We start from the raw sequence: 19,568 nt of genomic DNA, 5'->3' as shown, positions 1-19,568 counted from the left end.
GGCTGTCAAGGATGGGGATGCCCGGCGAGAGCGATGCCATGGAGGTGGCTGGCGTGGAACGATCTTCCTGACAATAGGCCGCCCGCGCAAAAAAAGATACCGGGATACGCTGCTTGCGGGAGTGATCCAGGCTGTTCGCGCCCTGCGTGTCTTATGCCTTGTCGCGTCTTTCGGCGCCGGGTCGAGTCACGTTGACAAGCTGGTATATACCAAATCATTCTGCGCTTTCGGCTGATCAAGCCGCCAGAACAGAGAGGGGTATGCGATGGTCTCGATCTCTCGCCGCAATCTGCTCGCCGCCGGTGCCGCCTTGCCTCTTCTGGGATTGCGAGCCCATGCCCAGGCTGCCGGCAAGGTGCTGCGCTTCGGCCTGTCGAGCTTTCCGCCCAGTCTGCAGCCCTGGCTCCATACCGGTACGGCGGCGCTGACCGTCAAGCTGCTGATCTTCCGCGGCCTGACCGGCTTCGACGAGAAGGGGGAGGTCAGGCCGGAGCTCGCCGAAAGCTGGGAGCGCGAGGGCGAGACCGGCTGGGTCTTCAAGCTGCGCCAGGCGAGCTTCCAGAACGGCAAGCCGGTCACCTCCGAGGATGTGAAATGGACGCTGGAGCAGATCGCGGCGCCCAATTCGACGGCCTTCATGAAGGCCGAGTTCGGCGGCGTCGAGCGCATCGAGACGCCCGATGCCCGCACCGTCCGCATCGTCATGAAGCAGCCGACCGTGACGCTGCCGATCTGGCTCGCCAGCCCCCATGTGCCGATCATCGCCAAGGATTCGATCGAGGGGCGTGCGGGTCTCGGCGTCGGCGCGGGGCCCTTCATGATCAAGGCACAGGAGCGTGGCGCTTCGATCGAGGTCGTGAAGTTCGACAAATACTACAAGCCCGGCCAGCCGAAGCTCGATGGCATCAAGCTCGTCGCCTATGCCGACGAGAACCTGCGGGTCGCTGCGTTGCAGGCCGGCGATATCGATCTCATCGAATATGTGCCCTGGCAGTCCATGGGGACGATCGAGAAGGATTCGCGCCTGCGGCTCATCGCCGTCGACGGTCCTTTCATGGGGCTGAACTTCAACGGCGGCGCCGGCCCGTTCAAGGATGTGCGGCTGCGCCAGGCGGTCGCCCATGCCATCCGCCGCGAGGATATCGTCCAGGCCGCCTTTTTCGGCCGGGGCAGCAAGCTCGAGGGCATTCCGATCCCGTCGAGCAGCCCCTATTTCGACAAGGCCCGCTCAGAATACTGGAACTACGACCCGACCAAGGCGAAGAGGCTGATGGCCGAGGCCGGGGTGCCGAACGGCTTTTCCTGCACGCTGCTCTCGACGGCGCAATATGGGATGCACAAATCGACGGCCGAGGTCGTGCAGGCCAATCTCGCCGAGATCGGCATTCAGGCAAGCCTCAATCTGCCCGACTGGGCGGCGCGCGTCGATCTGGCGGGCAAGGGCCGTTACGATTTCATGGTGCAGGGCACGACGGCTGACAACAACGATCCCGACGGGCTCGCGCCATTGATCGACGGTGACCTGCCGGCCAACATGGCGCGGAGCTGGCAGATCCCGACCCCCGAGATCCACGCTCTCTTCGCCAAGGGACGCGCCGAATTCGATCCCGCCAAGCGCAAGGCGATCTATGCCGAGCTGGAGAAGTCCGCCCTGGAACAGGCGCCGCTCGTCGGCCTCGCCTGGCGCTCGCAGGGCTATGCGATGGTGAAGGGCCTCAGCGGTTTCAAATGCTATCCCGGCGGAACGAATTTCTTCTCCGCCTATTCGCTCGACGAGGCCGCGCTGGCGTGAAGCGCTGCGGCGCACCGCATTTCAATGGACACACGCCGTCATTCCGGGCTTGACCCGAAATCCATCGTAGCGCGCTTCATTCTACGATGGCTTCCGGATCGGCGCCGCTGACGCGGCTTGTCCGGAATGACACCGCGTCCCCAGCGCCCTTCGCTCACCCCACCCGCGTCGTCCGCTCCAGCCGTGAAAACCGCTCCAGCCGGAAGGGTTTCGGATCGATTATCGGCGTGCGACCGCTGACCAGGTCGGCGGTGAGCCGGCCCGCGCCGGGGCCGATGCCGAAGCCATGGCCGGAAAAGCCACTGGCGATGAAGAAGCCGGGTAGCCGCGGCACCTCGCCGATCACCGGTACGGCATCGGGCGTCGCGTCGATCAGCCCGCCCCAGCTCTCCTTCACCTTCAGGCCGGCGAAGGCGGGGAAAGCGGCGGTCAGGTTGCGTTGCGCCTCCTGCAGAATGGCTTCGGAGGGTTTGGGATCGAGGATGCGCATGCGCTCGAAGGGCGTTTCCGCCTCGAGCGACCAGCGCCGCGGCGTGCGGGCTTCGTCGAGGAAACGATGGCCGAGACTGAGCCGCAATTCATGGCGCTGCTTGACCAGCGAGGGCAGGAAATCGAAGAGCAGCCGGAAGCTGTCCGGCGCGATCTCGGCCACGCTCGCGCCGCGATGGGCGATGGTGTAGCCGCCGTCCTGCCGTTTGCGGAAGGCGAAATCGGAGGCGCCGACGGCGTGGACGGGGGGACCGTCCAGAGGCTCGGTCCGGAACACCGAACCCAGGATCTTGAGAGCGGGCAGGTCGATTCCGAGATTGCCGAGGAAGAGCCGCGACCAGGCGCCGCCGGCCAGCACGACGCGCTGGCAGGCGATCGGGCCGCGCTCGGTGACGACCCCACTGACGCGGCCCGCCGCCGTCTCGATGCCGCGCACCGCGCAGCGTGTCAGCACGGTCCCGCCATGGCGGCGCAGCGCCCGGGCCATGGCCGGCACGGCCTTTTGCGGCTCGGCCCGCGCATCGCTCGAGGTGAACAGCGCTCCGGCGAAGGCGCGCTTGCCGCCCGGCAGCACGGCGTCGATCTCGCGCGTGCTGAGCAGGCGTGAGTCGAGCTGATAGGATTTGGCGTGGTCGAGCCAGGCTTCGTGCTCGGCAAGCTTGGCGGGCGTGTCGGCGACATAGACGATGCCGGAGCGGGTGAAGCCGGTATCGCCCCCGACCAGCCGGTCCATCTCCGACCAGAGCCGCATGCTTTCGAGGCCGAGCGGGATCTCGCCGGGGTCGCGCCCCATGATGCGCACCCAGCCCCAGTTGCGGCCGGATTGCTCGTGGCCGACCTCGCCCTTCTCGCAGACGGTGACAGAGATGCCCTCGCGCGCCAGGAAGAGCGCGGTGGTGATGCCGATGATGCCGCCGCCGATGACGACGACGTCGCTGGCGGCGGGGAGGGACGGGTCCGGCTCTATGGTCTCGATGGTGATGCCCATCACGAAGGCTCCGGCGGCAGGAAGGAGGAGGCGCCTTGACCGGCCGTCCGCGGCGGCGTCGGCCGGACCGGGGCTGCGATCACGTCTGCGCGGGTGGTGCCGCGCTGCGGAAGACGACGTGGTGGGGGTGGTTGATGGACCGCATATATTCGATCGGCCGGCCGTCGCCGTCGCGCGCCACGATCCGCAGCACGAGCGTCGGCGAGCCCGGCGCCAGCGCGAGAAGCTGGGCTTCGCGCTCGGTCGCCGTCCCGACGCTGATCTCGCGGTCCCGGATGCTGATCTCGATGTCGTAACGCTGCCGCAGCAATTCGTAGAGCGACTGGCCGCCGAGCAGATCCTCGGCCGAGAGGCCCGGGACGCGTTGCGCCGGCAGATAGCTCGTCTCGATGCAGAAGGCCTCGTCGTTCACGCTGCGCAGGCGGCGCGCCATGATGAGTTCGCTGCCCGGCGGCACCTCGAGACGCCGGGCGACGCTCTCGCTCGCGCCTTCCTCGCCGAAATGCAGCAATTTGCTGCCGGGCTCGCCGCCGGCATTGCGGATGATGCGGGTGATGCCCAGCGAGGCCGGCGCATCGATCGGCCGCGACACCTGGACCAGCGGGATGCGCGTGCCGCTGGTGCCGTTGCGCTCCAGCACGTTGCGCTCGACCAGCCGGTCGATCGCCTTGCGCACCGTCATGCGGTTGATGCCGAGCGTGTCGGCGAGCGTCCGTTCCGAGGGAATCCGGTCGCCGGGCCCGTAATCCGGCCCGCCGATGAGGTCGAGGATATAGTCCTGGGCCTCGACATAGATCGGTTTCACCCGCTTCAGCGGCTTGGACATGCCCTGCATCTCTATGCGTTGCGTCTCTCTCGGCGACCGTGGGCCCCGTCGACGGCGGCCGAGGCCGCTTCCTTCGTGTTTAAGGCGAAAAACCTGCGGATGGCTACTGTCCGAAGGGCGCGTGCACCGAAACTGGAATAGGCTTGACAGTCATTGGTATATGGAATTGGTGTATACCAATTCCATCGCCCTTTGAAAGCCCGTCCGGAGCCTTCCATGTCCATCGCCTTCGACCGCGGCGCAATCCTGTCCGGGCTGGAGCCGACGCGCGCGGCGCTGCCAGCGGCTTTCGCGCTCGGACAGGAGCTCGCTCCGCAGATCGACCGCGTCTACATGGTCGCCTGCGGCTCGGCGAACCGGGCGATGCTCGGCATCCAATACTGGCTCGAGCGCTCTTCGCCGGGCATCGAGGTCAGGCGCTATTTCCCGGCCGAGTTCATGGCGATCGACCCGCCGCGGCTCGACGACCGGACGCTGGTGCTGCTCGCTTCGAAATCCGGAACGACGCCGGAAACCGTGGCGGCGGCGCATTTCCTGAAGGATAGGCCCTGCCAGGTCGTCGCCTTCAGCCAATATGGCGACAAGCCGCTGGCGCAGGCGGTGCCGCGGCATTTCCTCGTCGGCGATACCAGCGAATCCTTCGCCGCCATGTTCATGCTGATGCAGGCGCTGATCGGCGGGCTGATGACCGCCAAGGAAGGCTGGCCGCTCGGCGCCAAGCTCATCGCCTCGCTTGACGCGCTTCCGACGGCGATGTGCGACGCGGCCGAGCAGAACGAGGCCCGCGCCGCGGCCGATGCCGCGACCTATGCGGAAGACGACAGCATCTACCACGTCGCCTCGGGGCCGGGCTTCACCACGGCCTATGTCTTCGGCGTCTGCATTCTCATGGAGATGCTCTGGCTGCACAGCTATCCGATCGAGGCGGCCGAGTTCTTCCACGGTCCCTTCGAGATTGTCGACAAGCAGACGCCGATGATCCTGATCACGGGGGAAGACCCGAGCCGGCCCTTGATGGAGCGGGTCGTGAAGTTCTGCGACACCTATGCCGGGCGCGTGATGAACTACGATTCCCGCAATTTCGCGATGAAGGGCATCGACCCGGAGATCCGCCCGATCGTCGCGCCCTATATCCTGCAGGCGGCGCTCAAGCGCTTCTCGGCGCATCTCTCGGTGCTCCGCAACCAGCCGCTCACCACCCGCCGCTACATGTGGAAGGTGGCGTACTGATCCGGGAAGGGACGGCGATGGCCTGGAGGCTGCTGGGGCTCGGCGACAACACGGTCGACACCTATGTCGATCGCGGCCTTCAATTCCCCGGCGGCAATGCCGTCAACGTTGCCGTGCAGGCGAAGCGGCTCGGTGCCGAGACGGGCTATCTCGGCTGTATCGGCTCGGACGAAGCGGGCATGCTTCTCTGCGATGTCCTGAGGCAGGAAGGCGTCGATACGTCACGCTGCCGGATCAGGCCCGGCCGGAACGCCCGCGCCTTCATCGGCCATGACGGGCAGGATCGGCGCTTCCTGCGTTCCGAGCGCGGCGTGCGCGGCGAATGGGGCGCGTTCGACGCCGAGGATCTGTCTTATATAGCCGGCTACGATCTCGTTCACTCCAGCATTTACAGCGAGCTCGGCGAGGCGCTGCCCCCTATGCGTGGCGTGGCCCGGCGGCTGTCCTACGATTTCTCGGAACGCTGGACGGACGAGAACCTCGCCGCGACGCTGCCGGCGGTCGATATCGCCTTCCTCTCGCATCCTTCCGCTTCGGATGCGGATTGCCGGGCCCTGCTGGAGCGCTGCATCGGCTGGGGTGCGGGCACGGTCGTGGCGACGCGCGGCGTGAGGGGCGCGCTGGCGCTCGTGGCCGGCAGCTTTCATGAACAGCCGGCCAGCCCTGCAACCGTGGTGGACACGCTCGGCGCCGGTGACGGTTTCATCGCCGCTTGCCTGCTCGCCATATTGGACGGAGCCGGCATCGCCGCCGCGCTGGCGGCGGGAGCCGAGCATGCGGCTGTTGTCTGCGGCTATCAGGGCGGCTTCGGCCATGGCGTGGCGTGGACGCCCGCCGAGACGACGGTGATATAAGGGAGGACGACAGAGATGGCGTGGCGGATCGGGATCGATTCCGGGGGCACATTCACCGATGTCTGCCTGTTCGACGATGCGACCGGCATGGTCGCGGTCTGGAAGGTGCCCTCGACACCTGACGACCCCTCCCGCGCCATCGCGCGCGGCACGCAGGAAGGCGTCGAGCGCGTCGGCGCCAGCCCCGCCGACATCGCGTATTTCGGCCATGGCACCACGGTCGGCACCAACGCCCTGATCCAGCATCGCGGCGTGAAGACAGGCCTCGTCACCACCGAAGGCTTCCGCGACCTGATCGAGATCGGCCGGCAGAAGCGGCCGGACCTCTACGACCTCCAGGCCGACAAGGCGCCGCCGCTGGTCACCCGCGATCTGCGCTTCGGTGTCGCCGAGCGCGTCCGCCATGACGGCACGGTCGAGACGCCGCTCGACGAGGACGCCGTGCGGCAGGCGGCGCGGGCGTTGAAGGCGGAGGGCGTCAAGGCCATCGCCATCGGCTTCCTCTACGGTTTCGTCCGGCCGGAGCATGAGGAAGCGGCCAAGCGCATCGTCACCGAGGAATTCCCCGAGGCCTTCATCTGCGCCTCGCATGAGGTTGCGCCCGAGTTCCGCGAGTATGAGCGCATCTCGACCGCCGTGGTGAACGCCTATCTCGGCCCGGTCATGCAGGGCTATATCCGCCGCCTTGCCGACCGTTTGAAGGAGCTTGGCCTCAAGGCGGTGCCGCATCTGACGCAGTCCAATGGCGGCGTGATCGGCTTCGACATGGCTGCGCGCCTGCCGGTGCGCACGGTGCTGTCCGGTCCCTCGACCGGCGTCGTCGCGGCACAGGCGATCGGCGCCATGATCGGCATACCCAGCCTCATCACCTTCGACATGGGCGGAACCTCCTCGGATGTCGCCCTGCTCAGCAACGGCGAGGCCAAGCTCGCCTCTGAGGCCAATGTCCACGGCTACCCGATCAAGGCGCCGATGCTCGACATCCATACGGTCGGTGCCGGCGGCGGCTCGCTCGCGGCGATCGATTCCGGTGGCCTGCTCAAGGTCGGTCCGCGCTCGGCCGGCGCTGATCCCGGCCCGGTCTGCTACGGGCGCGGCGCGACCGAGCCCGCCGTCACCGACGCCAATGTCGTGCTCCAGACCCTGAACCCAACCCATCTGCTCGGCGGGCGCATGCCGATCGACCAGAGCCTGTCAAAACAGGCGATCGGCCGGCTGGCCGAGGAACTCGGCCTCGACCTGATGGCGACGGCGCAGGGCATCATCTCGGTCGTCACCGCCAACATGGCGAAGGCCATCCGCGTCATCAGCGTCCAGCGCGGGCATGATCCACGCGATTACGCGCTGGTCGCCTTCGGCGGGGCCGGGCCGCTGCATGCCGCGCGGCTTGCGCGCGAGCTCGACATGCAGCGCATCGTGGTGCCGCGCAATCCCGGCATCGGCTGTGCGCTCGGCCTGCTGCTCACCGACCTGCGCGCCAATTTCGCGACGACGCGGCTCGCGACGCTCTCCGACACGCTGGTCCCGGACATGGCGGAGATATTCGTCGCCTTGCAGGAGCAGGCGGATCACTGGTTCGCGGAGGAGGGCGTCGTCTCGGCAGACCGTCGGCTGAAGCGCACTGCCGATCTGCGCTATCACGGCCAGAACTACGAACTCTCCATCGACGTACCGGACGGGCCGATCACACGGGCGACCATTACGGCGCTGGCCGAAGGCTTCGCCGCCGCCCATAAGCGCCTCTACGGCTTCGTCGCGGAAGGCGAGGCGGTCCAGCTCGTGACCTATCGCGTCGAGGCGGTCGGCCTCGTGCCCAAGGCCGCCTTCCGGCCGGAGCCCGATGCCGGCCCGGACGCCTCCCACGCCATCCTCGGCAGCCGCGAGGTCTGGTTCCCCGAGGCCGGCGGCTTCGTCGCCTGCCCGATCTACGATCGCGACAAGCTCAGATCCGGCAATCGCTTCACCGGCCCGGCCATCGTCGAGCAGATGGATTCGACCACCGTGCTGCTGCCGGGCATGACCGCCACCGTCGAGCCCTATCTCAACCTGATCCTGGAGATGCCGTGATGACCGCGACTGCATCCGTCAGCGTCGATCCGATCACCGTCGAGGTCATCGGCTCCTCCTTCGCCTCCATCGCCGAGGAGATGGGTGAGGCGCTGGTCAAGGCGAGCTACTCGACCAATATCAAGGAGCGCCGCGATTGCTCGACGGCGCTCTTCGACGTCGAGGGCCAGACGCTCTGCCAGGCCGAGCATATCCCGATGCATCTCGGCTCCTTCATCGGCATCATCCCGCATATCCTGAAGCGCCATCCGGTCGCGGAGATGAAGCCGGGCGACGTCTTCATCGGCAACGACGCCTATGAGGGCGGCGGCACGCACCTTCCCGATATCGTGCTGGCCGAGCCGGTCTTCCACGAGGGCGTGATGATCGCCTGGGCGGTCAACACGGCCCACCATTCCGACTTCGCCGATCGCGGCCACGCCCATATCTATCAGGAGGGCCTGCGCATCCCGCCGATCCGCCTCTACGACGGCGGTGTGCTGATGAAGGACGTGCAGGAGCTGATCCTGCTCAACTGCCAGGTCCCGCGCGAGCGCCTCTCGGACCTGCGCGCCCAGATGGCGGCGAACCGCCTCGGCGTCGAGCGCCTGCGCGCGCTCTGCGGCAAATATGGCCGCGACACGGTGCTCGCTGCCGGCAAGGCGCTGCAGGATTATGCCGAGCGCAAGATGCGCGCCGGCATCGCCTCGATCCCCGACGGCACCTATCGCTTCTCCGATTCCTTCGACAATCCCGAGATCGACGAGCCGCTGACCTTCTCGGTCGAAATTACCGTCAAGGGCGAGGAGATGACGCTCGCCTTCGACTCGCCGCCGCAGATGCGGGCGGGCTTCAACATGGTCTACACCGCGCTGCTCTCGACCGTGTATTACGCGGTCAAGACCGTAGCTGACCCGACCATTCCGCCCAATGCGGGGCTCGCGCGGCCGCTCACCGTCACCGCGACCGAAGGCACGGTGTTGAACTGCGTGCATCCAGCCGCCGTCAACGGCCGCATCGCCGCCTGCCAGCGCGTCGTCGACCTGATCCATGGCGCCCTTGCGCAGGCCGTGCCGGACCGTGTGATCGCGGCCTGTTCGGGCGCGGTCGCCTCGGCGACCTTTGCCGGGGAGCAGCCGGGCAGCGGCGAGCTCTGGGTCTATCTGGAGACGATCGGCGGCGGTTCCGGCGCTCGCGCCAACAAGGACGGGCTCCACGGCGTCCATGTCCACATGACCAACACCTCGAACCTGCCGGTCGAGGCGCTGGAACTCGAATATCCGCTGACGCTGCTGCGCTACGAACTGGTCGACGGCTCGGGCGGGGACGGCCGCCAGCGCGGCGGTATGGGGCTCCGCCGCGTCTACCGGGCGGAAGCGCCGTGCCGGCTGAACGTCGACAATTCGCGCCTGACCTCGCGGCCCTGGGGCCTGGCGGGCGGCGGCGAGGGGCAGGGCGGCTCCTTCGTCTTCAGCGAGGGCGTCGTGCCTTTCGTCAAGGGCGACGGCGCGCTGGAAAAGGGCCAGATCGTCGAGATCATCACGCCCGGCGCCGGCGGCTACGGCCCGCCTTCGGAACGCAGCGCCGAGGCGCGGGCGCGCGACCGGGCGGAGCAGCGCCAGTGATCTAGCGCGCCCCTTGGAGCTCAGTCCGCCTTCGCGGCGGCGAGCTTCTGGGCGAGATGGGCGACGAGGCGGCTCGCGACCTCTTCCTTGGGCAGGGTCGGCCAGGTCTCGACGCCATCGACTGTCACGAGATGCACGGTGTTGGCGTCGCCGCCCATCACGCCCGTGCCGCCGACATCGTTGGCGACGATCAGGTCGCAGCCCTTCTTGGCGAGCTTGACCCTGGCGTAGTCGATGACGTGCTGCGTCTCGGCCGCGAAGCCGACGACGAAGCCCGGCCGCCCGTTCGGGCGATGCGCGACGGTGGCGAGGATGTCGGGGTTCTCGACCAGCGAGAGCGGTGGCAGGGCTCCGCCGTCCTTCTTCATCTTCTCCGATGGGGCGTCGGCCACGCGCCAATCCGCGACGGCGGCGGCGAAGATCGCCAGATCGGCCGGCAGCGCCGCCTCGACCGCCGCCAGCATCTGCCGGGCGGATTCGACATGGATGGTCTCGACCCCGGCTGGATCGGGCAGCGTGACCGGCCCGCTGACCAGCGTCACGCGGGCCCCGGCGGCGGCCGCCGCCGCCGCGATGGCGTGGCCCTGCTTCCCGGAGGAGCGGTTGGCGATGTAGCGCACCGGGTCGATCGGCTCATGCGTCGGCCCGGAGGTGATCAGGACGTGCTTGCCGGCGAGCGAGCCGGCGGCCGGAGCATGGTCGCCGCCGGGCAGCCGGCCGAGGAAGCCGATGGCGCGGGTCGAGGGCTTCTCTCCGGCGAGCGCGAGCTCGATCGCGGCGAGGATTTCCGGGGGCTCGGCCATGCGGCCCAGCCCGCTCTCGCCGCGCTCGGCCATGGCGCCGCTATTGGGCCCGACGACGAGGATGCCATCCTTTTCGAGCAGCGCCATGTTCCGCCGCGTCGCCGGATGCTGCCACATGCGCGGGTTCATCGCGGGCGCGATCAGCACGCGCTTGTCGGTGGCGAGCAGGGCGGTCGAGGCGAGGTCGTCGGCGTGGCCGTTCGCCATCTTGGCGATGAGGTCGGCGGTCGCCGGCGCCGCCACGACGAGATCGGTCGAGCGCGAGAGCTGGATATGGCCGATATCGGCCTCGTCGGTCAGCGAGAACAGATCGGTGAAGCAGCGCTCGCCCGCCAGCGACGACACGGCGAGCGGCGTGACGAACTGCTCGCCCGCCTTGGTCAGGATGCAGCGCGAGGCGATGCCGCGATCCTTCAGCCGGCGGATCACTTCGAGCACCTTGTAGGCGGCGATGCCGCCGCCGATGATCAGGAGAACGGAGCGGGATGCGGACAAGGCGGCTCCTCGGGCAGCGCGGGCGTCGGGCTGCTTCCTAGCATCCGCGACGCCGGCCTGTCATGCGCCGGCAAGGCTGGCCCGTGCCGCTCATGGGCGCGGCAGGTCCGGCACCTTGTAGGCGGTCGTCGCCTTGATCCGTTCCATGGCGAAGCGCGAGGTGACGTTCTTGAGCGGGATCGTCTCGATCAGCTTCTTGTAGAAGGTGTCATAGGCGGTCATGTCGGCGACGACGACGCGCAGCATGTAGTCGACATCCCCCGCCATCCGGTAGAATTCCATCACCTCCGGCATGGCGGCGGCCGTCTGCGCGAACTTGTCGAGCCAGGGGCCGGAATGGTCGGCCGTCTCGATCTGCACGAAGACGGTGAGCCCGAGCCCGATCTTCTCCGGCGAAACCAGCGCGACGCGCTTCAGGATGACGCCCGCCTGTTCGAGCTTCTGGATACGCTTCCAGCATGGGGTCTGCGAGAGCCCGACCCGATCCGCCAGATCGGCGATCGAGATGTTGGCGTCGTTCTGCAGCACGGTCAGGATCTTGCGGTCGATGGCATCCATTCTCTGAAATCCGTCATAGGAGAAAATTCGTTCCGTTGATCGCGATCATAAGAGAATAAGTTTCTTTTTGATGTCGATCACTTGCATCCAGATAGAAAATCCTTTTCTCCATCTGTCAATGGGTGCTGTTTTGGCGCCGTCTTGCGAGAGGATTTGAACGATGGATCGCCGCCAGTTTCTCATCGCGGGTGCGACCCTGGCAGCGGCGGCCCCGTTCGCCGGCGCGGCTCGTGCCCAGGCCGTCACGGCACGGGTCGGTTACATCCCGGTCGTCGGCACCGCGCCCTTCTTCGTCGCCAATGGCGAGGGCTGGTTGAAGCAGGGCGGCCTCGAAAGCGCGGTCACCGTCTTCGAATCCGGCCCGAACATGATCTCGGCGTTGGCCTCGGGTACGCTCGACATCTACGTCGCCGGTGTGGCCCCGCTGGCCGTCGCTCGCTCGCGCGGCATCGACGTCCGCGTCGTCGCCTCGACCGCCATCGGCGAGAATGTCGTCGTCGCCGCGCCGTCGCTGTCGAAGTTCTTCACGGCCGGTACCGCGGCTGCGGCCGCCTTCAAGGCGTTCAAGGCGGCAAATGGCAAGCCGGCCCGCCTCGCCACCCAGCCGGCCGGCTCGGTGCCCAACACCACGCTGCAATACTGGCTCTGGGAGGTCACGAAGGTCGACAAGGCCGATGTCGAGATCGTGCCGATGGGCATCGACGCGACCCAGCAGGCGATCTTGGCCGGCGCGGTCGACGGCGGCAGCGTGCGCGAACCGGCGCTGACCATCCTCCAGAGCCGCAACAGTGCGATCAAGCTCGTCGCTGGCGGCGAGGAGGTCTTCCCGGGTCAGCCGGGCACGGTCGTCGCCGTCTCCGGCGCCTTCGCCACGAAGAACCCCGACGCCGTCCAGAACCTCGTCTCAAGCCTCGTCAAGGCGGCGGCGCTGATCAAGGCCGACCCGGCCAAAGCCGCGCCGCATGTCGGCGCCGCGCTCGGCAAGGGCATCGTCGATCCCGAGCTGATCCGGAAGGCGTTGGGCTCGCCGGCGAGCGTCTTCGAGATCGATCCGCGCAAGATCATCGAGCCCGCACGCGCCATGCAGGCCTATCAGGTCAAGCTTGGCTCGCTCGACAAGGAATTGCCGTTCGACGGATTGTTCGAGACCCAGTATTACGAGCGCGCGATCAAGGCGGGCGGCTGACCACTGTGAAGAGACTTCGGGCTCCGGCCCTTGCCCTTCTGGGCTTGATCGCCTTCCTGCTGATCTGGGAGGCGGTGCCCTATTTCGGCTGGGTGAACCCCGCCTTCCTGCCGCCGCCGAGCGCGCTGCCCAAGGCCTTCATGCGCGAGGTGTCCTCGGGCGCCTGGCTCGCGGCGATCCTCGGCTCGCTCTGGCATTATTTCGTCGGGCTCTTCGTCGGAGCGGGCCTCGGCATCGCGCTCGGCGTGCTCGTCGGCATGTCGCGGATTGCCGAGGAGGCGACGGCCTGGGTCGTGCGCGTGCTGCGGCCCGTGCCCGGCCTCGCCTGGGTGCCCTTCGCCATCATCTGGTTTGGCGTCACACCGGGCGCGGCGGTCTTCATCATCGCCATCGGCGTGTTCTGGATCAGTTTCTTCGCGGCGCAGGGCGCGATCCGCGGTGTCGACCGCGACCTCGTCGAGGTGGCGGACGCCTTCGGCTTCCGCTCGCCCTGGCAGCGCCTGTTCAAGATCCTGCTGCCGGCGGCGATGCCGGGCATCCTCGTCGGTTTTCGCACGGCGCTCGGCCAGGCCTGGATGGCGGTGGTCGCGGCCGAGATCTTCGGCGTCGCCGGCGTCGGCCAGCGCATGATGCAGGCGTCCAGCCTGCTCGCGACCGACATCGTCGTGGTCTACATGCTGACGATGGCGGCGCTCTACGGGCTGCTCGACACGGCCTTCGTCGCCTTCCAGAGATGGGTGCTGCGTTGGAAAGCGTGATCGAGATCAAGAGCCTGTCGCTGACCTTCACCCGCGACGGCGAACAGACCGAAGTGCTGCGCAAGCTCGACCTGAAGGTCGGGCGCGGCGAGTTCCTCGCCATCGTCGGCCCCTCCGGCGTCGGCAAGTCGACCCTGCTGCGCGTCATCGCGGGCCTTGCGAAGCCGAGCGGCGGCGAGGTCGTCATCCACGCGAAGGACAATGCGCGTCGCCCTGTCTCCCTGGTCTTCCAGGATTCGCGGCTCCTGCCCTGGCGCAAGGTGATTTCCAATGTCGGCTTCGGCCTGGAAGGCCGGACATCGCGTGGCGAGCGCCTGAAGAAGGCACAGGAGATGCTCGATCTCGTCGGGTTGGGCGGGCTCGCGCAACGCTGGCCGCATCAGCTCTCCGGCGGCCAGCGCCAGCGCGTCTCGCTGGCGCGTGCGCTCGCGGTCGAGCCGGAAATCCTGCTGATGGACGAGCCCTTCTCGGCGCTCGACGCCCTGACGCGCGAGAACCTGCAGGACGAATTGATCCGCGTCTGGCAGCGCACCGGCAAGACCGTGCTCTTCGTCACCCATGACATCGACGAGGCCGCCTATCTCGCCGACCGTGTCGTGATCCTCTCGGGCGCGCCCGGCCAGATCATCGCCGAGCACCGCATCGACGCCGCCCGTCCGCGCAGGCGTGGCGCGGCGGCGGAGGCCGAGATCGTCCGCGCCGTCCGGCAGGGGCTCGGCGCGGACATCGTGACGGACGGTGCGGCGATCTAGGTCTTCGCGACGAACGCCTTGAACGCCTCGCCATAATCCTTGTGCCAGCGCGAGAGCGGCGGGCGGTTCTCGATGATGTCGCCCATCGCCCAGGCCATGCGCTTCTCGTCGAGGGTGCGCGTCGTCTCGTCATCCGGGCAGAGGATGTAGAAGTCGCCGGCCTTCAGCCGCTCCAGCATGAAATCGACGGTCTGCTCCGGTGTCCAGGCACCCTCCGGCTTCTCGACGCGCCCGCGCGCCGTCAGCGGCGTGAAGACGAAGCCGGGGATCAGCAGATGGGCGCTGACCTTGCAGCCTTCGGTGTTGCGGAGTTCATGCGCCAGCGCCTCGGTGAAGACCTTCACGCCGGCCTTCGAGACGTTATAGGCCGGGTTGCCCGGCGGCGTGGTGATGCCCTGCTTCGAGCCGGTGTTGACGATCAGCGCCGGCGCGCCATGGGCGACCATGCCCGGCCCGAAGATCTGCGTGCCGTTGACGATGCCGCCGAGATTGACCGCGAGGGTGCGTTCCCACGTCTCAGCCGGGCCGAAAATGCCGCTGCCCTGCTGCATCCCGGCATTGTTCATCAGCACATGCACGCGCCCGAAGCGAGCGAGCACCTTCTCCTGCAGCGCCGCGACCTCCTCGCGATGCGAGACATCGGTCGCGACCGCCAGCACGTTGTGCTCGCCGACCAGCGTGGCGAGCACCTGCCCGGCGGCCTTCAACCCTTCCTCGTCGCTGTCGGCGATGGCGACCCTCATGCCGAGGCCGGCGAAGGCGCGGGCGGCGGCGAAGCCGATGCCGGAGGCGCCGCCGGTGATGACGGCCGTATTGGCGGCGATGAGGGCGGGGTGGATCGTCATGGTCTCGGATCTCGCGATTTCAGCGGAGGCGGGAGATAAGGAGTGGTGCGCGGCGACATCATGGCGCGCTGCGGGCGGCGGCGCGATGGCGCAGGATCGCCCGAGACACTGCCTCACCGCCTTGTCATTGGCATGAACGGGTCGTTTGAGGCATCTGGGACCGATGATATCAGACAGAAGTGGGATGATGGCGCCGTATTCCGAAAGACCTGACAGGGGACCCGGCGTTTCGGCCCGGCGGTTTCTGACCGGCGCCCTGCTGGCTCTGGGGCTGGCGTTGCCGGGCGCGGCGCTTGCGGCCGAATCGGCGCCCGTTACCTCCCAGCGTGTCACCGCGACCCTGCTGTCGAGCCGCGACACGGTTGCGCCCGGCGAGCGCTTCCACGCGGCGCTGACCCAGAAGCTTGCCCCGCACTGGCATACCTATTGGCTGAACCCCGGCGATTCCGGCGAACCGACGCAGATCCAGTGGGATCTGCCGGCCGGCGCCAAGGCCGGCGATATCGCCTGGCCGGCGCCGCGCGCGATCCGGGTCGATCCGCTGGTCAATTTCGGCTTCGAGGGCGAGGTCGTGCTGCCGGTCGAGATCACCGTGCCGGCCGATGCCAGGCCCGGCGAGACCTTTTCGCTCAAGGCGAACGCGACCTGGCTGGTCTGCGAAAAGATCTGCATTCCCGAGGAAGGCAGCTTCACGCTCGACCTGGCCGTCGGCGCGGCAAGCGCAGTCGATGAGGCGGCGCAGCAGCGCATCGATGCAGCGCTCGCCGCCCTGCCGAAGCCGGCCGGCTTCCGTGGCAGGCTGAGTGCCGATGGCGACAACCTCGCCTTGGCACTGCCCGGCCTTCCGGCCGGCGCGAGCGATCTGCGCTTCTTTCCGATCTCCGACACGCTGATCGAGCACGCCGCCGACCAGCCCATGAAAGCCGGCGATGTGCCGGGCCTGACGCTGACCCGCTCCAGTGCCTTCAAGCTGGAGCAGCCTGATATCTCCGGCGTCCTGACCTTCAGGCAGGATGGCGTGCCGCGTGCGCTGACGCTGGTGGCCGATGCCGATCCTGCGCTGGTCTCCAAAGCGGCCGAGACCGGTTCCAACGCGCCCCGCCCGGCGGTCGTGCGGATTCCCGTCCCGGCGGAAGGCGCCGACCTCACGCTGCTCGCCGCATTGGCCTTCGCCTTCGCCGGCGGTCTCATCCTCAACCTGATGCCCTGCGTGCTGCCGGTGCTGTTCATCAAGGCGCTCGGCTTCGCCCAGACGGCGCATCGCAGCCGCACTGAGACGCGTGAGCAGGGCCTGATCTTCCTCTGCGGCGTGCTGCTGACCTTCCTGGTGCTGGCCGGAGCCGTCATTGCGCTGGGTGCGCTCGGCGGTAGCGTCGGCTGGGGTTTCCAGCTCCAGTCGCCGCTGCTGGTGATCGCGCTTACCGTGGTGATGGTGCTGATCGGGCTCAATCTGATCGGCGCCTTCGAGATCGGCGGCTCGGTGGTCGGCCTCGGTGACGGGCTCGCCAGCCGGGGCGGGCGCCTCGGCGCCTTCATGACCGGCGTGCTCGCCGTCGTCGTCGCCACGCCCTGCACGGCGCCCTTCATGGGCGCGGCGATGGGCTATGCGGTGACGCAACCGCCGGCGGTCGCGCTCTCGGTCTTCATGGCGCTGGCCCTCGGCTTCGCTCTGCCGGTGGTGGCGCTCTCCTTCGCGCCGGGCCTGCTCAGGCTGCTGCCGAAGCCCGGCCGCTGGATGCTGGTGCTGAAGCAGGCCTTCGCCTTCCCGATGTTCGCGACCGCGATCTGGCTGATCTGGGTCGCTTCGGTCCAGACCGGCCCGCAGGGCGTGCTGGCGGCGCTGGTCGCCGTGCTGGCGGCGGGTTTCGTCGTCTGGCTCGTCGGCGTCACCCGTGGCTCCCTGCCGCGCCGCGCCTTCGGGACTGTGCTGGCCGTGCTGGTCGCGCTCGGCGCCGGCTGGTTCACGGTCGAGAACGCCGTGCCGGGCACCAATGCGGAGGCGCGGGCCGGGGATATCCAGGCCTGGAGCCCTGAGCGCGTCGCCACCCTGCAGGCGCAGGGCAAGCCGGTCTTCGTCAATTTCACCGCCGCCTGGTGTATCACCTGCCTCGCCAATGAGCGCGTCGCGCTCTCGCGGCAGGAGGTGAAGGATGCTTTTGCCAGGCTCGGCGTCACCTATCTCAAGGCGGACTGGACCAACCGCGATTCCCGCATCGCCCAGGCGCTGGCCGAGCAGGGACGCGCCGGCGTGCCGCTCTATCTGTTCTATCCGGCGCGCAAGGACGGGCAGGCCGAGATCCTGCCGCAGCTCCTGACGCCGGATGCCGTGATCGCGGCCGCCGAACGCGCGGCGGGCCGGGATAAGACCGCGGCCAACACGCCGTAGATTCCAACCAGGGAGACAGACATGAAAAGCCTGACCAGACAGACTTTCATCGCCGGCCTCGCTCTTGCCGGGTTTTCGCTCACGACCGGTGCGGCCTTCGCTGAAGGCGCCGCCCGCGTCGGCCAGCCCGCGCCGGCCTTCCAGGCGGTCGATATCGACGGCAAGACCCGCAATCTCCAGGAATTCGCCGGCAAGACCGTGATCCTCGAATGGACCAATCACGACTGCCCCTATGTCCGCAAGCACTACAACAGCGCCACCATGCAGACGTTGCAGAAGGACATGGCCAAGGAGGGCATCGTCTGGCTCTCGGTGATCTCCTCGCCGCCCGGCGAGCAGGGCTATGTCGAGGCGGCGAAGGCGAAGGAGCTGACCGTCCAGCGCGACGCCGCCCCCGCCGGCATCCTGCTCGACCCGAAGAGCCAGGTGGCGCGCGCTTATGGCGCCCAGACCACGCCGCACATGTACATCATCGATCCCAAGGGCACGCTCGCCTATATGGGTGCGATCGACGACAAGCCGTCCTCGAACCCCGCGAGCCTCAATGGCGCGAAGAGCTATGTCCGGCAGGCGGTCGCCGAGCTGAAGGCCGGCAAGCCGGTCTCCGAGGCCAGCACCAAGGCTTATGGCTGCGCAGTGAAATACGCGCCGGCGAGCTGAGCTCTGTCAGCGCTCAAATGCAAAAGGCCGGGCATTTGCCCGGCCTTTTTTGTCGATACGGCAGCAGGCTACTGCGAACGCGGGCCGAGATCGCGCGGCGCGGCGTTGATCGTGACGATCTGGCCGTTGCGCAGTTCGAGCACCGCGAGCCCGCGCTCGACCTGCCCGTCCGGCCGGAAGCGGAAGACGCCGTCGGCTCCTGCGAAGCCCGAGGCATTGGTCAGCACCGCCTCGGAGAAGCGTTGCGAGCCTTGCGTGCGCGCCAGTGCCGCCGCCAGCGAAACCGCGTCGTAGGAGAGGGTCGCGGTGCGGGTCGGGCTGCTGTTGAAGCGCTGCTGGTAGCGTCCCGCGAAAGCGTTGAACCCGGCCGTGTCGGGCGAGGCGAACCAGCCGCCCTGGATCGCCTGCACCTGTGCGATGCCGCTGTCGTTCCAGACGCCGGTGCCGAGCGGCTTCACCTTGCGCGGGTCGAAGCCGGCCTGCTGCAGCGCCTGCCCGAGGGCGGGCATCGCATCGGCCGCGGCCGGAACGAAGAGCGCATCCGCCTGCTGCAGCGAGGGCATCAGGCGCTGGACGGCTGTGCGCATCGCGGCCGGGTCGGAGCCGAAATGCTCGATCGCCGCGACGCGGGCGCCGCGTGCCGCCACCGCCTGCTGGAAGGCGGCCTCGACGACCTTGCCATAGGCGGTGTCGGGCAGCAGCGCGGCGAAGGATTTGCGGCCCTGCTGCGCGGCATAGGCGATGACGCGGTTGACGTCGTTCTCGGGCGGGAAGGAGAGCAGATAGACGCCGCGCGAGGCCACGTTGGAATCGCTGGAGAAGGCGATGACCGGCCGGTTGGCCGCCCGCGCCACCTGTCCCGCCGCCTGCACGGTCGGGGCGAAGAGCGGCCCGATGATGAGTTCTGCGCCTTCCGAGATCGCTTCCTGCGCCGCGGCGCGCGCGCCTTCCGGCGTGCCGCGGTCGTCCTTGACCAGCAGCGTCAGGTCCGCGTTGGGGAATTCGGCCAGGGCCATCTCGGCGGCGTTCTTGAGTGAATTGCCGACCACGCCGCCCTGGCCTTCGGCGCCGAGCGGCAGGATGAGGCCGACCTTGACCTTGCCGGTGCCGATGGTCTGGCCGCTTGGCGCGGCCGGTTCCGTCGAGGCGGGGCCGTCGAAGCCCGGCAGGCCGGCGGGGCCACCGCTGCAGCTCGCGAGCAGCAAGGACAGGGAGACGGCCAGCGCGCCCGCCTTGAACCGCAGAACCGGTACGAAGTGCCGATGGTGCAACACG

16 protein-coding genes are annotated in these 19,568 nt (G+C 68.1%); 10 read left to right on the top strand and 6 right to left on the bottom strand.

Annotation, left to right across the window (positions count from 1 at the left end; genetic code table 11):
* Positions 1 to 265 precede the first annotated feature (265 nt).
* Positions 266 to 1,792, top strand: a complete 1,527-nt coding sequence (locus AB6806_RS16340; RefSeq protein ID WP_370954950.1) for an ABC transporter substrate-binding protein — start codon at positions 266 to 268, stop codon at positions 1,790 to 1,792.
* A 154-nt stretch (positions 1,793 to 1,946) separates the two neighbouring features.
* On the opposite strand, the gene AB6806_RS16335 is transcribed toward AB6806_RS16340, so the two are convergent.
* Positions 1,947 to 3,272 (bottom strand): NAD(P)/FAD-dependent oxidoreductase, encoded by a 1,326-nt coding sequence (locus tag AB6806_RS16335; RefSeq protein WP_370954949.1) that lies wholly within the window; start codon positions 3,270 to 3,272, stop codon positions 1,947 to 1,949.
* A gap of 76 nt (positions 3,273 to 3,348) precedes the next feature.
* Entirely contained in the window at positions 3,349 to 4,095 is a 747-nt protein-coding gene (locus AB6806_RS16330) for a GntR family transcriptional regulator (RefSeq protein WP_185747973.1), read from the bottom strand.
* 216 nt (positions 4,096 to 4,311) lie between these two features.
* Between AB6806_RS16330 and AB6806_RS16325 the strand changes: the two genes are divergently transcribed.
* The 4 genes from AB6806_RS16325 to AB6806_RS16310 are packed head-to-tail and all read left to right on the top strand — an operon-like array spanning position 4,312 to position 9,850.
* Positions 4,312 to 5,325 (top strand): SIS domain-containing protein, encoded by a 1,014-nt coding sequence (locus AB6806_RS16325; RefSeq protein ID WP_370954948.1) that lies wholly within the window; start codon positions 4,312 to 4,314, stop codon positions 5,323 to 5,325.
* Between the two features lie 17 nt (positions 5,326 to 5,342).
* On the top strand, positions 5,343 to 6,179 hold the full coding sequence (locus AB6806_RS16320) for a PfkB family carbohydrate kinase (RefSeq protein ID WP_142022356.1): 837 nt from the start codon (positions 5,343 to 5,345) through the stop codon (positions 6,177 to 6,179).
* A 15-nt stretch (positions 6,180 to 6,194) separates the two neighbouring features.
* On the top strand, positions 6,195 to 8,246 hold the full coding sequence (locus AB6806_RS16315; RefSeq protein WP_370954947.1) for a hydantoinase/oxoprolinase family protein: 2,052 nt from the start codon (positions 6,195 to 6,197) through the stop codon (positions 8,244 to 8,246).
* Positions 8,246 to 9,850 carry a hydantoinase B/oxoprolinase family protein gene (locus AB6806_RS16310; RefSeq protein WP_370954946.1) on the top strand — a complete coding sequence of 535 codons (1,605 nt, stop codon included), beginning with the start codon at positions 8,246 to 8,248 and terminating at the stop codon, positions 9,848 to 9,850. Before AB6806_RS16315 ends, AB6806_RS16310 begins: the two co-directional genes overlap by 1 nt.
* Before the next feature lie 20 nt (positions 9,851 to 9,870).
* On the opposite strand, the gene AB6806_RS16305 is transcribed toward AB6806_RS16310, so the two are convergent.
* Both AB6806_RS16305 and AB6806_RS16300 read right to left on the bottom strand, forming a co-directional pair.
* Complete coding sequence (locus tag AB6806_RS16305) at positions 9,871 to 11,148, bottom strand: phosphopantothenoylcysteine decarboxylase domain-containing protein (RefSeq protein WP_370954945.1); 1,278 nt, start codon at positions 11,146 to 11,148, stop codon at positions 9,871 to 9,873.
* 90 nt (positions 11,149 to 11,238) lie between these two features.
* A complete protein-coding gene (locus tag AB6806_RS16300; protein WP_370954944.1) occupies positions 11,239 to 11,706 on the bottom strand; it encodes an Lrp/AsnC family transcriptional regulator in 468 nt (155 codons plus the stop codon).
* A 160-nt stretch (positions 11,707 to 11,866) separates the two neighbouring features.
* Between AB6806_RS16300 and AB6806_RS16295 the strand changes: the two genes are divergently transcribed.
* Genes AB6806_RS16295 through AB6806_RS16285 form a run of 3 tightly spaced genes read left to right on the top strand, consistent with a single transcriptional unit; the run spans position 11,867 to position 14,402 of the window.
* Entirely contained in the window at positions 11,867 to 12,892 is a 1,026-nt protein-coding gene (locus tag AB6806_RS16295; RefSeq protein ID WP_370954943.1) for an ABC transporter substrate-binding protein, read from the top strand.
* A 5-nt stretch (positions 12,893 to 12,897) separates the two neighbouring features.
* On the top strand, positions 12,898 to 13,650 hold the full coding sequence (locus AB6806_RS16290; RefSeq protein WP_038364715.1) for an ABC transporter permease: 753 nt from the start codon (positions 12,898 to 12,900) through the stop codon (positions 13,648 to 13,650).
* Positions 13,626 to 14,402, top strand: coding sequence for an ABC transporter ATP-binding protein (locus tag AB6806_RS16285; RefSeq protein WP_142022352.1), 777 nt, complete (start codon positions 13,626 to 13,628; stop codon positions 14,400 to 14,402). The genes AB6806_RS16290 and AB6806_RS16285 overlap by 25 nt, the downstream gene beginning before the upstream one ends.
* On the opposite strand, the gene AB6806_RS16280 is transcribed toward AB6806_RS16285, so the two are convergent.
* Positions 14,399 to 15,247, bottom strand: coding sequence for an SDR family NAD(P)-dependent oxidoreductase (locus AB6806_RS16280; RefSeq protein ID WP_038364714.1), 849 nt, complete (start codon positions 15,245 to 15,247; stop codon positions 14,399 to 14,401). The two genes, AB6806_RS16285 and AB6806_RS16280, sit on opposite strands and share 4 nt — an antisense overlap.
* Before the next feature lie 187 nt (positions 15,248 to 15,434).
* Here AB6806_RS16280 and AB6806_RS16275 point away from each other — a divergent pair, with 187 nt between their 5' ends.
* The gene (locus AB6806_RS16275) at positions 15,435 to 17,633 is read left to right on the top strand and encodes a protein-disulfide reductase DsbD family protein (RefSeq protein WP_142022481.1); all 2,199 of its coding nucleotides are present in this window, start codon (positions 15,435 to 15,437) and stop codon (positions 17,631 to 17,633) included.
* A gap of 21 nt (positions 17,634 to 17,654) precedes the next feature.
* A complete protein-coding gene (locus AB6806_RS16270) occupies positions 17,655 to 18,293 on the top strand; it encodes a thioredoxin family protein (RefSeq protein WP_113253547.1) in 639 nt (212 codons plus the stop codon).
* Positions 18,294 to 18,361: 68 nt separating this feature from the next.
* Here the strand turns inward: AB6806_RS16270 and AB6806_RS16265 are convergent, their stop codons facing one another.
* Positions 18,362 to 19,567: a penicillin-binding protein activator gene (locus AB6806_RS16265; protein WP_038364713.1), complete on the bottom strand. Its 1,206-nt coding sequence runs from the start codon at positions 19,565 to 19,567 to the stop codon at positions 18,362 to 18,364.
* Position 19,568: the final 1 nt, after the last annotated feature.

It is taken from the genome of Allobosea sp. RCC_152_1 (genome assembly GCF_041360765.1).
Taxonomy (GTDB): domain Bacteria; phylum Pseudomonadota; class Alphaproteobacteria; order Rhizobiales; family Beijerinckiaceae; genus Allobosea; species Allobosea spartocytisi.
Note: the sequence above shows the minus strand (reverse complement) of the source record. Positions and strands in the feature narration are given on the sequence as shown.

Coding starts and splice junctions, on each gene's coding strand:
- AB6806_RS16340 (WP_370954950.1), top strand. CDS start 266: ATGGTCTCGATCTCTCGCCGCAATCTGCTCGCCGCCGGTGCCGCCTTG.
- AB6806_RS16330 (WP_185747973.1), bottom strand. CDS start 4,095: ATGTCCAAGCCGCTGAAGCGGGTGAAACCGATCTATGTCGAGGCCCAG.
- AB6806_RS16325 (WP_370954948.1), top strand. CDS start 4,312: ATGTCCATCGCCTTCGACCGCGGCGCAATCCTGTCCGGGCTGGAGCCG.
- AB6806_RS16320 (WP_142022356.1), top strand. CDS start 5,343: ATGGCCTGGAGGCTGCTGGGGCTCGGCGACAACACGGTCGACACCTAT.
- AB6806_RS16315 (WP_370954947.1), top strand. CDS start 6,195: ATGGCGTGGCGGATCGGGATCGATTCCGGGGGCACATTCACCGATGTC.
- AB6806_RS16310 (WP_370954946.1), top strand. CDS start 8,246: ATGACCGCGACTGCATCCGTCAGCGTCGATCCGATCACCGTCGAGGTC.
- AB6806_RS16300 (WP_370954944.1), bottom strand. CDS start 11,706: ATGGATGCCATCGACCGCAAGATCCTGACCGTGCTGCAGAACGACGCC.
- AB6806_RS16295 (WP_370954943.1), top strand. CDS start 11,867: ATGGATCGCCGCCAGTTTCTCATCGCGGGTGCGACCCTGGCAGCGGCG.
- AB6806_RS16285 (WP_142022352.1), top strand. CDS start 13,626: ATGGGTGCTGCGTTGGAAAGCGTGATCGAGATCAAGAGCCTGTCGCTG.
- AB6806_RS16280 (WP_038364714.1), bottom strand. CDS start 15,247: ATGACGATCCACCCCGCCCTCATCGCCGCCAATACGGCCGTCATCACC.
- AB6806_RS16275 (WP_142022481.1), top strand. CDS start 15,435: ATGGCGCCGTATTCCGAAAGACCTGACAGGGGACCCGGCGTTTCGGCC.
- AB6806_RS16270 (WP_113253547.1), top strand. CDS start 17,655: ATGAAAAGCCTGACCAGACAGACTTTCATCGCCGGCCTCGCTCTTGCC.